This is a genomic window from Streptomyces sp. NPDC040610 (assembly GCF_055594065.1).
On record NZ_JBVIXA010000008.1, the window covers coordinates 353,051 to 367,635 of the forward strand.

General features: G+C 74.7%; 8 protein-coding genes. 7 read left to right on the plus strand and 1 reads right to left on the minus strand.

Annotated features, from left to right (window positions below; translation table 11 throughout):
• The first annotated feature begins 158 nt into the window (after window positions 1–158).
• Genes ACZ6AA_RS27330 through ACZ6AA_RS27340 form a run of 3 tightly spaced genes read left to right on the plus strand, consistent with a single transcriptional unit; the run spans window position 159 to window position 8,672 of the window.
• A complete protein-coding gene (locus tag ACZ6AA_RS27330) occupies window positions 159–6,683 on the plus strand; it encodes an amino acid adenylation domain-containing protein (RefSeq protein WP_471460559.1) in 6,525 nt (2,174 codons plus the stop codon).
• Between the two features lie 8 nt (window positions 6,684–6,691).
• Window positions 6,692–7,699, plus strand: coding sequence for a thiamine pyrophosphate-dependent dehydrogenase E1 component subunit alpha (locus ACZ6AA_RS27335; RefSeq protein WP_471460562.1), 1,008 nt, complete (start codon window positions 6,692–6,694; stop codon window positions 7,697–7,699).
• Window positions 7,692–8,672, plus strand: coding sequence for an alpha-ketoacid dehydrogenase subunit beta (locus ACZ6AA_RS27340; RefSeq protein ID WP_468456452.1), 981 nt, complete (start codon window positions 7,692–7,694; stop codon window positions 8,670–8,672). The genes ACZ6AA_RS27335 and ACZ6AA_RS27340 overlap by 8 nt, the downstream gene beginning before the upstream one ends.
• Window positions 8,673–8,742: 70 nt before the next feature.
• Here the strand turns inward: ACZ6AA_RS27340 and ACZ6AA_RS27345 are convergent, their stop codons facing one another.
• Entirely contained in the window at window positions 8,743–9,342 is a 600-nt protein-coding gene (locus tag ACZ6AA_RS27345) for a TetR/AcrR family transcriptional regulator (RefSeq protein ID WP_468456454.1), read from the minus strand.
• A gap of 392 nt (window positions 9,343–9,734) precedes the next feature.
• Here ACZ6AA_RS27345 and ACZ6AA_RS27350 point away from each other — a divergent pair, with 392 nt between their 5' ends.
• The 4 genes from ACZ6AA_RS27350 to ACZ6AA_RS27365 are packed head-to-tail and all read left to right on the plus strand — an operon-like array spanning window position 9,735 to window position 14,575.
• Window positions 9,735–10,316: a (2Fe-2S)-binding protein gene (locus tag ACZ6AA_RS27350; protein WP_468456456.1), complete on the plus strand. Its 582-nt coding sequence runs from the start codon at window positions 9,735–9,737 to the stop codon at window positions 10,314–10,316.
• Window positions 10,313–11,314 (plus strand): FAD binding domain-containing protein, encoded by a 1,002-nt coding sequence (locus ACZ6AA_RS27355; protein ID WP_471460565.1) that lies wholly within the window; start codon window positions 10,313–10,315, stop codon window positions 11,312–11,314. The genes ACZ6AA_RS27350 and ACZ6AA_RS27355 overlap by 4 nt, the downstream gene beginning before the upstream one ends.
• A complete protein-coding gene (locus ACZ6AA_RS27360; RefSeq protein ID WP_468456460.1) occupies window positions 11,311–13,458 on the plus strand; it encodes a xanthine dehydrogenase family protein molybdopterin-binding subunit in 2,148 nt (715 codons plus the stop codon). The genes ACZ6AA_RS27355 and ACZ6AA_RS27360 overlap by 4 nt, the downstream gene beginning before the upstream one ends.
• Window positions 13,451–14,575, plus strand: coding sequence for an XdhC family protein (locus ACZ6AA_RS27365; protein WP_468456462.1), 1,125 nt, complete (start codon window positions 13,451–13,453; stop codon window positions 14,573–14,575). The genes ACZ6AA_RS27360 and ACZ6AA_RS27365 overlap by 8 nt, the downstream gene beginning before the upstream one ends.
• The last annotated feature ends 10 nt before the right edge of the window (window positions 14,576–14,585 follow it).

Sequence of the window (14,585 nt, forward strand, 5' to 3'; positions counted from 1 at the left end):
GGCGGACGAGCGGGGTGCGCGCCGGGCACCGCCGAGCGCGCGGTGTGCGCGACCCGACGGCACCGGCATGCGGGCGGGCGCGCGGCACACACACGGCACGAGCACGGTCACGAACGGCACAACGCGACAGCGTCGGCGAGCGACCAAGGGGCTTGGCAATGGCAATCACCGGATCGGACAGTGCATACACCGGCGCGGACCGTGCCCTCACCGGATCGGACCGCGCCCTCGCCGAGGCGGACCGCGCGCTCACCGACCGCCGCGGGACGCGGCCGGGACCACCCCCGGGCACCCCCGCCGACCCCGCCCCCGGCCGGGCCGCCGCCCTCACGGACCTGTTCGAGGCGCGGGTGACCCGCCACCCGGACCGCGTCGCCCTCACCCTGGGCGGCGAACACCTCGACTACGCCACGCTGAACGCCCGCGCCAACCGGCTCGCGCACGCCCTGCTCGCCCGCGGCGCCGGGCCCGAACGCCTCGTCGCGCTCGCCCTGCCGCGCTCGGTGGACGCCGTCGTCGCGATCCTCGCCGTCCTGAAGTCCGGCGCCGGCTATCTCCCGCTCGACCTCGACCACCCGCCGGATCGCGTCGACCGGACCCTGGCCGACGCCCGCCCCGTGCTGCTCCTCAGCCAGGACCCGATGGATGTCCGCGCCGAGATCCCCCGGCTCGTGCTCTCGGCCCGCGGCACCGTCGAGGAACTCGCCGTACGGCCCGACACCGACCCCACCGACACCGACCGCCTCGGGCCCGTCACGCCCGCGACCACCGCGTACGTGATCTACACCTCCGGGTCCACCGGGCGCCCCAAAGGCGTGGTCGTCTCGCACGACAACGTCGTGCGCCTGTTCACCGAGACGGCCGCCGAGTTCCGCTTCGACGAGCACGACGTGTGGAGCCTGTTCCACTCCTACGCCTTCGACGTGTCGGTCTGGGAGATCTGGGGCGCCCTGCTCCACGGCGGCCGCCTCGTGGTCGTGCCGTACGAGACGAGCCGGGCCCCCGAGCGCTTCCGCGCGCTGCTCGCCGCCGAGCGGGTCACCGTCCTCAGCCAGACGCCGTCGGCCTTCTACCCGCTCATGGACGCCGACCGTGAAGGCGCCGCGCACGGCGCTGAACTCGCCCTGCGCCTGGTGGTGTTCGCGGGCGAGGCCCTCGACTTCGGCAAGCTCGCGCCCTGGTACGCCCGCCACCGCGACGACGCCCCCGTACTCGTGAACATGTACGGCATCACCGAGACGACCGTCCACACCACCCTGACCCGGCTCACCGCCGAGGACGCCGCCCCGCACGCCCCGAGCCGCGTCGGCGTCGGCATCCGCGACCTGTCCCTGTACGTCCTGGACGAGGCACTGCGGCCGTGCGCGCCCGGCGTCGCGGGGGAGTTGTACGTCGCCGGGCCCGGCGTCACCCGCGGCTATCTGGGCCGCCCCGGCCTGACCGCGGGGCGTTTCCTCGCCGACCCGTTCGGCCCGCCCGGCGGCCGCATGTACCGCAGCGGGGACGTGGTGCGCTGCGACGAGCACGGCGTCCTGGAGTTCGTCGGCCGCGCCGACCAGCAGATCAAGATCAGGGGCTTCCGGATCGAGCCCGGCGAGATCGAGGCCGCGCTCGGCGCGCACCCCGCCGCCCGGCAGGCCGCCGTCGTCGCCCGCGAGGACCGGCCGGGCGACCGGCGCCTGGTCGCCTATGTCGTACCGGAGTTCCGCCAGGAGCCCGACGCGGCGACGGCCGACGGCACCGCCGCACGCCAAGTGGGCGACTGGGAGAAGGTGTTCGACGCCCAGTACGCCGGAGCCGGGACCGGCGCCGGAGCAGCGCGCCCGGTGTTCGGCGAGAACTTCGCCAGCTGGTTCGACAGCTACACCGACCGGCGCCCCATCGCGCCGGACCACATGCGCGAGTGGCGCGACACCACCGTCCGCCGCATCCGGGAACTGCGTCCCCGCCGCGTCCTGGAGATCGGCGTCGGCACCGGCCTGCTGCTGTCCCGGCTCGCCCCGGAGTGCGCGGAGTACGTCGGCACGGACGTCTCGGCGCGCGCGATCGACGAGCTGACCCGCGAACTCGCCGCCCGTCCCGGCATCCAGGCCCGGGTACGGCTGCGGCACCAGGCCGCGCACGACATCAGCGGTCTGCCGCACGGCCACTTCGACGCCGTGGTCATCAACTCCGTGCTCCAGTACTTCCCCAGCGCCGACTACCTCCTCGACGTCCTCGCCAAGGCCCTGGAGCGCACCGCGCCCGGCGGCGCCGTCTTCGTCGGCGACGTCCGCGACCTGCGGGCCCTGCGCTCCTTCGGCACCGCCGTGCAACTGCGCAGGGCCGCCCCCGACGCCGAGCGCGCCAGCGTGCGGCACGCCGTCGAGCGGGCCCTGGTGCGCGAGGAGGAACTGCTGCTCGCCCCCGACTTCTTCCACGCCTTCGCGGCCCGCGAGGACGCGGTCGGCGCGGTGGACATCCAGGTGCGCCGCGGCACCCGGCACAACGAGATGACCCGGTACCGCTACGACGTCGTCCTGCACAAGGCGCCCGCGGCGACGGCACCCGGCGGCGGCACCCGGATCGGCTTCGGCGACGACGTGCCGGACACCGGCGCGCTCGGCGCCCACCTGGAGCGGCACGCCCCCGAACAGCTGCGCGTGCTCGGCGTCCCCAACCGCCGCACCGCCCAGGAGACCGCCGCCGCCCGCGCCTTCGACAACGGCGCCGCCGTCGCCGACGCCCACCGCCTCCTCGCCCAGGAGCCCCACGGCGTCGACCCCGAGGAGCTGTATCTGCTCGGGGAGCGCCTCGGCTACCGCGTCGCGGTCACTCCGGCGGCGACGGCGGTGGACGCGGTGGACGCGGTGTTCGTGCGGCGCGAGGAAGCGAGCGGGGGGAGCGGCGGGGACGGTGGCGGCGGTGGCGTCGCTGCCGGTGGTGCCGTCCTGGAGGCGTACGAGCCCGACGGCACCCCCGGCGATCCGCTGGCGTACGCCACCAGCCCGGTGGCCGCGCGCCGCGGCGGCCAGCTCACCGCCGCGCTGCGCGAGCACCTGCGGGAGCGGCTGCCCGACTACATGCTGCCGTCGGCCATCGTGCTCCTCGAACGGCTGCCGTTGACCGTCAACGGCAAGCTGGACCGCGCGGCGCTGCCCGCGCCGGTCGTCGAGGCGCAGTCGGCACGGGCCGCGCGCACCGAGCGCGAGGAGGTGCTGTGCGCCCTGTTCGCGGAGATCCTCGGCGTCGAGGGCATCGGCATCGACGACGACTTCTTCGCGCTCGGCGGCCATTCGCTGCTCGCCACCCGCCTGGCCGCGCGGGTACGGACCCGGCTCGGCGCGGAGCTGACCATCCGCGCCCTCTTCGAGCACCCCACGGTCGCCGGACTCGCCGCGCACCTGGACGCGCTCGCCGCCCCGGGGACCTCCGGCACCGCCGGTGCCCCGCCCGCCCGCCCCGTCCTGCGCGCGGCCGAGCGCCCCGACCCGCTCCCGCTGTCCTTCGCCCAGCGCCGCCTGTGGTTCCTGCACCGCCTCGAAGGCATGAGCCGCGCCTACAACGTCCCCTGGACCCTGCGGTTCGGCGGCGACCTGGACGTTCCCGCGCTGCGCGCCGCCGTCGCCGACCTCGTCGCCCGCCACGAGTCCCTGCGCACCGTCTTCCCCGACCACGACGGCGAGCCCCGCCAGCACATCCTGCCCCCGGAGCACGCCCGGCCGCCGCTGCCCGTGACCCGCACGACCGAGGCGGAGCTGCAGGGCGCCCTCGCCGCGGCGAGCGGCCACCGCTTCGACCTGGCGGCCGAGATACCGGTGCGCACCCACCTCTTCCAGGTCGGCGCGACCGACCATGTGCTGCTGCTCCTGGTGCACCACATCGCCTGCGACGGCTGGTCGTTCGCGCCGCTGACGGAGGACCTGATGGCGGCGTACGAGAAGCGCCGCACGGAGGCGGAGGCGAGCCACCGCGCACCGCACGACGGCCGGGCGTATGCCCCCGAAGCCCTCGCCCCCGCCGTCCAGTACGCCGACTACGGCCTCTGGCAGCGCGACCTCCTCGGCGACCCCGACGACTCGGCAAGCCCTCTGGCCCACCAACTCGCCTACTGGCGGCGCCAGCTCGCCGACCTGCCCGAGCAGGTGGACCTGCCCTTCGCGCGTCCGCGCCCCGCCGCACCGGGCTACGGCGGCGAGACGCTCTCCGTGGCCTGGGACGCCGAGCTGCACCGGCGGCTCTCCGCGCTCGCCCAGGAGACCGGGACCAGCCTGTTCATGGTGCTCCAGGCCGGGCTCGCGGCGCTGCTCACCCGGCTCGGCGCCGGGTCCGACATCCCCATCGGCTCCCCGATCGCGGGCCGCACCGACCAGGGCCTCGACCGCTCCGTCGGCTTCTTCGTCAACACCCTCGTCATCCGCAACGACACCTCGGGCAACCCCGCCTTCCGCGACCTGCTCCACCGGGTCAAGGACGTGTCCCTGAGCGCGTACGAGCACCAGGACGTGCCCTTCGAGTACCTGGTCGACGACCTCAACCCGCCCCGCGCCATCGGCAGGCACCCGCTGTTCCAGGTGTCCTTGGTGGTGCAGAACGCCCCGGCGCCGCGCCTGGACGTCCCCGGTCTGGAGATCGCCACCGACCTCCTGCACCCCGGCTCGGCCCGCTTCGACCTCCTCCTCAACATCGAGGAACGCTTCACCGAGGACGGCAGGCCCGCCGGTCTGACCGGGTTCTTCGAGTACAGCACCGACCTGTTCGACCCCGGGAGCGTGGACGCCGTGGCGACCCGCCTCGCCCGGCTCCTGAGTGCGGCCGCCGACGACCCGCAGCTGCCGATCGGCCGCCTCGACGTACTCAGCGCCAAGGAGCGAAGGCTCCTCCTGGAGGAGTGGAACGACACCGCACGGCCCATCCCGCCGCTCACGGCCGTGGACCTCTTCGAGCAGCAGGTGGCGCGCACCCCGGACGCCCCGGCCGTCGTCTTCGGCGACGTGTGTCTGTCGTACGCGGAGCTGAACACGCGCGCCAACCGTCTCGCGCACCGGCTCATCGCCGAGGGCACCGGCCCCGAGCAGATCGTGGCGCTGGCCCTGCCCCGCTCCGCCGAGCTGATCGTCGCCCTCGTGGGCGTCCTGAAGACCGGCGCCGCCTATCTGCCGGTCGACCCGCGCCACCCCGCCGACCGCGTCGCGTTCATGCTCCGGGACGCTGCGCCCGCCTGCGTCGTCACCGCGCACGACGTGGGCTGCGCACTCCCCGCGGACGTGCCGCGCGTGCACCTGGACACGGACGCCGACGCGCCCGCCACGGACCCCCGCGACAGCGACCGGGTCGGCCCCCTCACCCCGGCCAACGGCGCCTACGTCCTCTACACCTCCGGGTCCACCGGCCGCCCCAAGGGAGTCCTCGTCCCGCACGCCAACGTCGTGGACCTCGTGCTGTGGGGCCGCGAGACCCTGGGCGCCGCGCACCTCGCCCACACCCTGGCCGCGACGCCGCTGACCTTCGACGTCTCCGTCTTCGAGATCTTCGGACCGCTGCTGTCCGGCGGGGTCATCGAGGTCGTCGCCGATGTGCTGTCCCTCGGCGAGCGCGCGGGCGGGCGGTGGCGGGGCACCCTCGTCTGCGCCGTCCCCTCGGCCCTCGAAGAGCTCCTGAGCCACCACGACGTGGACCTGGGCGCGGACGTCGTCGCCCTGGGAGGCGAGGCGCTGCCCGCGCACACCCTGGCGGAGATCCGGGCCGCCGTGCCGGGCGCGCGGATCGTCAACGTCTACGGCCCGACCGAGGCCACCGTCTACACCACCGCGTGGTTCTCGGACGCCGACCCCGCCGACCCCGCGGACTTCGCCACCTCGGCCGACCCGGAGGCACCGCCCATCGGCCGCCCCGTCCGCAACACCCGCACCTACGTCCTCGACGAGCACCTCCAGCTCGTACCGACCGGCGTGACCGGCGAGTTGTACGTCGCCGGGGCCGGGCTCGCCCGCGGCTATCTGCACCGGCCCGGGCTCACCGCCGAGCGGTTCGTGCCCGACCCCTTCGGCGGGCCGGGGGAGCGGATGTACCGCACCGGCGACCTGGCCAGGCGCCGCGCCGACGGGAACCTGGAGTACCTGGGGCGCGCCGACCACCAGGTGAAGATCCGCGGCTTCCGGATCGAGCCGGGCGAGGTGGAGTCCGCCCTGGTGGCCCACCCCGGTGTCGCGCAGGCCGCGGTCGTCGTGCGCGAGGACCGGCCGGGGGACCGCCGGCTGGTCGCGTACTGCGTGCCGGACGCGAGCGGGCAAGGCGCCCCGGACAGCGCCGAGTTGCGGGACCAGTTGGCGCGGACCCTGCCCGAGTACATGGTGCCCGCCGTCTTCGTACCGCTCGAGCGGCTGCCGCTGAGCCCCAACGGCAAGCTCGACCGGCGTGCCCTGCCCGCCCCGGACGAGGGCGCGGGGCGTCCGGCCGGACGGAGGCCGCGTACCGCGACCGAGTCGGCGCTGTGCGCGCTGTTCGCCGACGCCCTCGGCGTACCGGACGTCGGTGTCGACGACAGCTTCTTCGACCTCGGCGGGCACTCCCTGCTCGCCGTGAAGCTCGTGTCCCGCATCCGTGCCGCGCTGGACACGCCCCTCGGGATCCGCGCGGTCTTCGAGGCACCCACCGTCGCCGCGCTCGCCCTGCGGGTGAGCCAACACGGAGAAGGGAAGTGAGTGACAGCATGCCCCAAGCCTCAGCGGACACCGGTGGACCGGGTCCGGACGCGGTGGCGCTCTACCGCACCATGCGGCTGATCCGCCGCTTCGAGGAGCGCTGTATCGAGCTGGTGAAGGCGGGCGAGATCGTCGGCGGCATCCACCCCTACATCGGCCAGGAGGCCGTGGCCGCCGGGGTGTGCGCGGTGCTGCGCCCCGACGACGTCGTCACCAGCACCCACCGGGGCCACGGCCACGTCCTGGCCAAGGGCGCCGACCTGAACCGCATGACGGCCGAGCTGATGGGCCGCACGACGGGACTGAACAAGGGGCGCGGTGGCTCCATGCACGCCGCCGACGTCGGCCTCGGCATCCTCGGCGCGAACGGCATCGTCGGCGCCGGTGCCCCGATCGCGACGGGTGCCGCGTGGGCGGCGGCGCGCGCGGGTGCCGACCGGGTCGCCGTGAGCTTCTTCGGCGACGGCGCGGTCAGCCAGGGCGTCGTCCTGGAGTCCCTCAACCTGGCGTCACTGTGGCGGCTCCCGGTCCTCTTCGTGTGCGAGAACAACGGCTACTCCTCGACGGCCACCGTGGAGGACATGGTCGCGGGCACGATCGTGGGGCGCGCCGCCGCCTTCGGGATTCCCGCCGAGACGGTCGACGGCATGGACGCCGAGGCCGTGGCCGCCGCCACGCGGGAGCACGCCGAGCGGGCCAGGGCGGGCGGGGGACCGGCGTTCCTGGAGTGCCGCACCTACCGGTTCGACGCCCATCACACCTGGGAGCACCGGTCGTTCGTGCGCTACCGCACCCCCGAGCAGGTGGACGAGGGCCGCCGCCGCGACCCCGTGCGGATCCAGGCCGACCGGATCCCGGAGGGCGAGCGCGCCCGCGTCGACGACGAGGTGGAGGCCGCCCTCGAAGCGGCGGTGCGGTTCGCGCTCGACAGCCCGAGACCCGACCCCGCCGACGCACTCGACCATCTGTACGCGACGGGCCTGCGGCCCCGGGCGGGAGTGAGCACCCATGCCTAAGCTCGGCTATCTGACCGCGCTCACCCGTGCCCTGGGCGACGAGCTGGAGCGGGATCCCGACGTCTGCGTGTTCGGCGAGGACATCCGGGTGGGCGTCGCCAACGTCACCAAGGGGCTCGTGCAGCGCTTCGGCCCGGAGCGGATCGTCGACACCCCGCTGTCGGAGCAGGCGTTCACCAGCTTCGCCACCGGCGCCGCCCTGTCCGGGCACCGGCCCGTCATCGAGTTCCAGATCCCGTCGCTGATGTTCCTGGTCTTCGAGCAGATCGCCAACCAGGCGCACAAGTTCTCGCTCATGACGGGTGGTCAGGTGAAGGTGCCGGTCACCTATCTGGTGCCCGGGTCCGGCTCCCGGACCGGCTGGGCGGGCCAGCACTCCGACCAGCCGTACAGCCTGTTCGCGCACGTCGGCCTGAAGACCGTGGTGCCGTCGGGACCCGCGGACGCCTACGGCCTCATGGTGTCGGCGATCCGTGACGACGACCCGGTCGTGGTGCTCACCCCGGCGGCCTCGTCGATGAGCTTCGAGAGCGTGAACCTCGCCGAGCTCGCGCCGCTGCCGCTCGGCGTCGGCCATGTGGCGCGGGCGGGGGCGGACGTCACGGTGGTGGCGGTCGGCCAGTTCGTGGGGCAGGCCGTGGAGGTGGCGGAGGAACTGGCCGACGAGGTGTCGGTGGAGGTGTTCGACCCGCGCACGGTGTACCCGTTCGACTGGCAGGGCCTGGCCGCGTCCGTGAACCGCACCGGGCGCCTCGTCGTCATCGACGACTCCAACCGCTTCTGCGGGCTCGGCGCCGAGATCGTCGCCGCGGCGGCCGAGGAGATGGGCCTGGTCGCGCCGCCGCGCCGGATCACTCGGCCCGACGGCGCGGTGCTGCCGTTCGCGCTGGAGCTGGACCGCGCGGCGCAGCCGCACCGCGACCAACTGGTGACGGCGATTCAGCAGGTGTGCAAGGAGGGGCGCTGGCGGTGACCGGGGGGGCGGGGCCGCCGGTGGCCGGTCCGCAGCGGAGCCCGTTGGCGGCAGGCCCGCCAGGGAGCCGCTAGCCGTCCGTGGCCGGAGCCCGGCCTCCCGGCGCGCCGGACCGCAGGCCGTCCATGACGAGGTCGAGCAGGCGCCCGGCGCGCGGCTGCCACTCCTGGTGCGGGTCGATCTGCCACAGCCCGGCGATGGCCAGCAGGAAGTCGTCGGCGGTGACGCCCGAACGGATCGTGCCCGCCTCCTCGTTGGCGTCGAGCAACAGCGTGATCGCCGATGTCAGCGGGCCGTGCGCCACGCTGATCAGCGTGCCGTGGCTGGTGGTCGCCACCCGCATCGCGTCGGCGAGGCCCACCTTGGTCATCGCGTACCGGGCGAGGTGGTCCATCCACTCCCGCAGCGCGCACTCCGGCGGCCGGGTCTCAAGGAGCCGCGCGGCCGCGTCGGCCACCTGCCGTACCTCGTTCCGGTAGACCTCCAGGACCAGTGCCTCGCGGCTCGGGAAATGGCGGTAGAACGTGCCCTGTCCGACGCCGGCCTTCTTGGCGATCGCGCTCAGCGGGGCGTCGCCGGACCGCGTCAGCTCCTCGAGCGCGACAGCCAGAATGCGCTCGCGGTTGCGCTGCGCGTCCGAGCGCAGGGGTGTCTCGCGCTTCTCCCGCACTCGTCGTCCTCCAGTCGGTTCGGGGGCACGCGTCCCGCGCCGGGCGAGGAACGGCCTTGCTAAGCGGACAGGTGTCCGCTAAATTTCCACGGGTAGCGGACAGCTGTCCGTTTGAGTCCACTCCACCATAGCGTCAGGTGTGGCCGGATGCAGACGGCCGGTGACACCCGACCGCAGGCAGCGCTCGGCGCCCTCACCAGGACGCCTGCCCTGAACCTCCGAGGAGACGCCGCCGCGCGCGGCGCCCGCCCTTCCGCTTCAGCCTGGCCGCCTCCCCGCACCCACGTCAGTTTCCGGACACCGCCCACCTCCCGAAGCTCCCCTTCCCGCGCCGCCCCAGCACTCCGGCGCCCGTCGCGCACCGCACCAGCAACCGCGAAAGAAGGCCGACCATGGCTCCACCGACGCCCGGCGCCACCACGACGTCCAGCGGCATCACCCTGAACGTCAACGGCGAGAAGCACACGCTCCCCGTCGACCACCGCACCACCCTGCTCGACGCGCTGCGCGAGCGCCTGGACCTGACCGGCACGAAGAAGGGCTGCGACCAGGGCCAGTGCGGTGCCTGCACGGTCCTCGTCGACGGCCGCCGCAGCCTGTCCTGTCTGCAGCTCGCGGTCGCCGCCGACGGCCGCGAGATCACCACCATCGAGGGCGTCGCCGACGGCGACCGGCTGCACCCGGTCCAGCAGGCCTTCCTCGACCTCGACGGCTACCAGTGCGGCTACTGCACACCGGGCCAGATCTGCTCCGCCATCGCGGTCATCGAGGAACACGCGGCGGGCTGGCCGAGCGCCGCCACCGCCGACGTCCGGCCCGAGGCGGCCCCGCCGCTCGACCCGGACGAGATCCGCGAACGCATGAGCGGCAACCTCTGCCGCTGCGGGGCGTACGTGTCCATCGTGCGGGCGGTCGCCCGCGCCGCCGACGAGATGCGGGCCGACGACACCGCGGCCAAGGAGGCGGCGGCATGAGGGAGTTCGGATACCAGCGCGCCCACGACGTCGCCGGAGCGGTCGCCCTGCTCGGCGCCGACCCCGAGGCCCGCTTCCTCGGCGGCGGCACCAACCTCGTCGACCTGATGAAGTCCGGCGTCGAACGGCCCGCGCTCCTCGTCGACGTGCGGGAACTGCCCCTCGACGGCATCGAGGTGACGGCCGACGGCGGCCTGCGCGTCGGCGCGACCGTCACCAACAGCGACCTCGCCGCCCACCCCGAGGTCCGCCGCCGCTACCCCGCGCTCACCCAGGCCGTCCTCGCGGGCGCCTCCGGGCAACTGCGCAACATGGCCACCGTCGGCGGGAACCTGCTCCAGCGCACCCGCTGCGGCTACTTCACCGACACGGCCAGGCCCTGCAACAAGCGCGTGCCCGGCAGTGGTTGCTCCGCCCGCGAGGGCGAGCACCACAACCACGCGATCCTCGGTGCCTCCGCGCACTGCGTCGCCACCCACCCCTCCGACATGGCGGTGGCACTCGCGGCGTTCGACGCGGTCATCTCGTACGAGACCGTCGACGGTCCCGGCGAGACGCCCCTGGCGGACTTCTACCTGCCCGTCGGCGACACCCCGCACCGCGAGACCGCGCTGCCGCCCGGCGCCCTCATCACCGGCATCACCCTGCCGCCCGCCGCCGTCGCCGCCCACTCGCGCTACCGCAAGGTCCGCGAGCGCGCCTCGTACGCCTTCGCCATCGGCTCGATCGCCGCCGCGCTCGACGTCCAGGACGGTGTCGTACGCGAGGTGCGACTCGCCTACGGGGCGGTCGCGTCCCGGCCGTGGCGGGCGCGGGCGGCCGAGGCGGCCCTGACCGGCGGACCGGCCACCGCCACCGCCTTCGCCGCCGCCGCGGACGCCGAACTGGCCGCCGCCGAGCCCCTGTCCGACAACGGCTACAAGGTGCCGCTCCTGCGCAACCTGACCGTGGCCCTGCTGAGCGAGCTGACCGAAGCGACCGAGGGGGCCGCCCGATGACCACCGCCACCGGAACGACCCGGGGCAAGGGCGCCGTCGGCGCCGCCCGCACCCGTATCGAGGGCCTCGCCAAGGTCACCGGAGAGGCCCGCTATTCGGGCGAGGTGCCCCACGCCGACCTCGCCCACGGCTGGATCGTCGTGTCCACCGTCGCCCGCGGCCGCGTCCGCTCCGTCGACGAAGGACCCGTCCTGCGGATGCCCGGCGTGCTCGCCGTCCTCCACCACGGCAACGCGCCCCGGCTCCAGGAGAACTTCGTCGGGCAGTTCGGGCCCGACCCGGTCGCGGAGATCCTCCAGCGCGACCGGGTGCCGCACATCGGCTGGCCGGTGGCGTTCGTCGTCGCCGAGACCTCCGAACAGGCCAGGGAGGCCGCCGAGGCGCTGGTCGTCGAGTACGACACCGAGCCGCACGACGTCGACTTCCACGCCGACCACCCCGCGCGCTACACGCCGGAAGCGAGCGCCATGGGCGCCGCGGTCACGGAGAAGGGCGACCTGGACACCGAACTCGCCGCCTCCGCCGTGCTCGTGGACGAGCGCTACAGCACGCCCGAACAGCACCACAACGCCATGGAGCCGCACGCGGCGATGGCGCGCTGGGACAACGGGCGCCTGGAGATCGTCGACTCCAGCCAGGGCACGTTCGCCACGGCCCACGACATCGCCGCGCTGTTCCAGCTCGACCCCGCGTCGGTGCGGGTGCGCTCGGAGCACATCGGCGGCGGCTTCGGCTCCAAGGCCCTGGCGCGCGCCCACAACGTGCTCGCCGTGATGGCGACCACCGTCATCGGTCGCCCCGTCCGCGTCGTCCTGACCCGCCGTCAGATGTTCTCCCTCATCGGCTACCGCAGCCCCACCGCCCAGCGCGTCAGGCTCGGCGCCGACGCCGACGGACGGCTGCGCGCCTTCGACCACGACGGGGTCTCGCTCACCTCGACCCTGACCGAGTTCGTCGAGGCGAGCAGCGCGTTCGGCCGGGCCCTGTACGACGCCGACGCGCACCGCACCGCCAACCACGTCGTGCCGCTCGACGTGCCCACGCCGACGTTCATGCGCGCGCCGGGAGAGGCACCCGGGTCGTTCGCCCTGGAGTCCGCCCTCGACGAGCTCGCCGAGAAGTGCGGCCTCGACCCGATCGAGCTGCGCGCCCGCAACGAACCCACCGTCGGCCCCGTCACGGGGCTGCCCTTCGAGGACAACGACCTGCTCGCCTGCTTCCACGAGGGCGCCCGCCGCTTCGGCTGGGCCGACCGCGACGCGCGCCCCGGCGTGCGCCGCGAAGGCCGCTGGCTCATCGGCACGGGCACGGCCGCGGCCACCTTCCCCGCCGGTGCCGCCCCGTCGACCGCCGCGGTCACCGCCGAGGCGGACGACACCTTCACCGTGCGGATCAACGCGGCCGACGTCGGCACGGGCGCCCGCACCGCGCTCGCCCAGGTGGCCGCCGAAGCGCTCGACGTGCCGACGGAGCGGGTCCGGGTGCGGATCGGCGACAGCGACCTCGGCCAGGCCTGGCTGTCCGGCGGCTCCATGGGGACCCGGTCGTGGTCCTGGGCCGTCATGGCCGCCATCACCGAACTGCGGGAACGCCTCGCCCTCGGCGCGGACATCCCGCCGGAGGGCATCACCGTCCGCTCCGACACCACCGAGGCCGTCGGCGCCCAGGCCGAGCTCGAACGGCACTCCTACGGCGCCCAGTTCGCCGAGGTCGCCGTCGACGTCGGCACCGGCGAGGTGCGGGTGCGCCGCATGCTCGGCATCTTCGCCGCCGGCCGCATCGTCAACCCCCTCACCGCACGCAGCCAGCTGATCGGCGGCATGATCTGGGGCCTGTCCATGGCCCTGCACGAGGAGGCCGTCAGGGACCGCGCGTCGGGCGCCCTCGCCAACGGCGACCTCGCGGGCTACCACTTCGCCGCCAACGCCGACGTCCCCGTCATCGAGGCGGACTGGATCGGCGAGCCCGCCCCCGGCGACCCGGTCGGCATCAAGGGCATCGGCGAGATCGGCATCGTCGGCGGCGCCGCGGCCATCGCCAACGCCGTCTGGCACGCCACCGGCGTCCGCCACCGCGCGCTGCCGATCCGCCCCGACCGGGTGCTCGGCGCGGGCGTCCGGCTCGAAGGGCGGACCCGTGCTTGACATCGCCGACGAGCTGCGCCGGTGGGCCGCGGAGGGCAGGGAGTTCGCCGTGGCCACCGTCGTGGCCGTCGGCGGCAGCGCGCCGCGGCCGCCCGGGGCCGCCCTCGCCGTCGACCGCGGGGGCACCGTCATCGGCTCCGTGTCCGGCGGCTGCGTCGAAGGAGCCGTCTACGACCTGTGCGCCCAGGCCCTCGACGACGGCCACAGCGTCCTCGAACGCTTCGGGTACAGCGACGACGACGCCTTCGCCGTCGGCCTGACCTGCGGCGGCGTCATCGACATCCTCATCACCCCGGTCGGCGTCGACGCCCCGGACCGCCCGCTGTACACGGCGGCCCTCGACGAGGCCGCCGCCGGGCGGACCGCGGCGCTCGTCCGGGTCGCCCGGGGCCCGGACGACCTCCTGGGCGGTGCGCTCCTGGTGCGGCCCGACGGCACGCACGAGGGCGGGCTCGGCGGGGAGCGGGGCCTGGACCGCACCGCGGCCGCCGAGGCGCGGGCGCTGCTCGACGCGGGCCGGACCGGGACCGTGGAGGTGTCCGAGGACGGCGCGCACTGCCCCGGCGGGCTCACCCTGCTCGTCGAGTCGAGCGTGCCGCCGCCGCGCATGATCGTGTTCGGGGCCGTGGACTTCGCGGCGGCGCTGGTGCGGGCGGGCAAGTTCCTCGGGTATCACGTGACCTTGTGCGACGCCCGGTCCGTCTTCGCCACGCCCGGCCGCTTCCCCGAGGCCGACGAGATCGTCGTCGACTGGCCGCACCGCTATCTGGAGCGCACCGACACCGACGCGCGCACCGTGCTGTGCGTGCTCACGCACGACGCCAAGTTCGACGTGCCGGTGCTGGTGCGGGCCCTGCGGATGCCGGTCGCCTTCGTCGGCGCGATGGGGTCGCGGCGCACCCACGAGGACCGCAACGCCCGGCTGCGGGACGCCGGGGTCACCGAGAGCGAGCTGGCCCGGCTGCACTCGCCCATCGGGCTCGACCTAGGCGCCCGGACGCCCGAGGAGACGGCGCTGTCCATCGCGGCGGAGATCGTCGCCGCGCGCCGTGGCGGGACGGGCGTGCCCCTGCGCGGGGCGCACACACCGATCCACCACGACGCGGTGGCCGCGTGACGAAGGGGCG

Excerpts from the sequence above, each read along its gene's own strand:
- ACZ6AA_RS27330 (WP_471460559.1), top strand. The coding sequence starts at position 159 with ATGGCAATCACCGGATCGGACAGTGCATACACCGGCGCGGACCGTGCC.
- ACZ6AA_RS27335 (WP_471460562.1), top strand. The coding sequence starts at position 6,692 with ATGCCCCAAGCCTCAGCGGACACCGGTGGACCGGGTCCGGACGCGGTG.
- ACZ6AA_RS27340 (WP_468456452.1), top strand. The coding sequence starts at position 7,692 with ATGCCTAAGCTCGGCTATCTGACCGCGCTCACCCGTGCCCTGGGCGAC.
- ACZ6AA_RS27350 (WP_468456456.1), top strand. The coding sequence starts at position 9,735 with ATGGCTCCACCGACGCCCGGCGCCACCACGACGTCCAGCGGCATCACC.
- ACZ6AA_RS27355 (WP_471460565.1), top strand. The coding sequence starts at position 10,313 with ATGAGGGAGTTCGGATACCAGCGCGCCCACGACGTCGCCGGAGCGGTC.
- ACZ6AA_RS27360 (WP_468456460.1), top strand. The coding sequence starts at position 11,311 with ATGACCACCGCCACCGGAACGACCCGGGGCAAGGGCGCCGTCGGCGCC.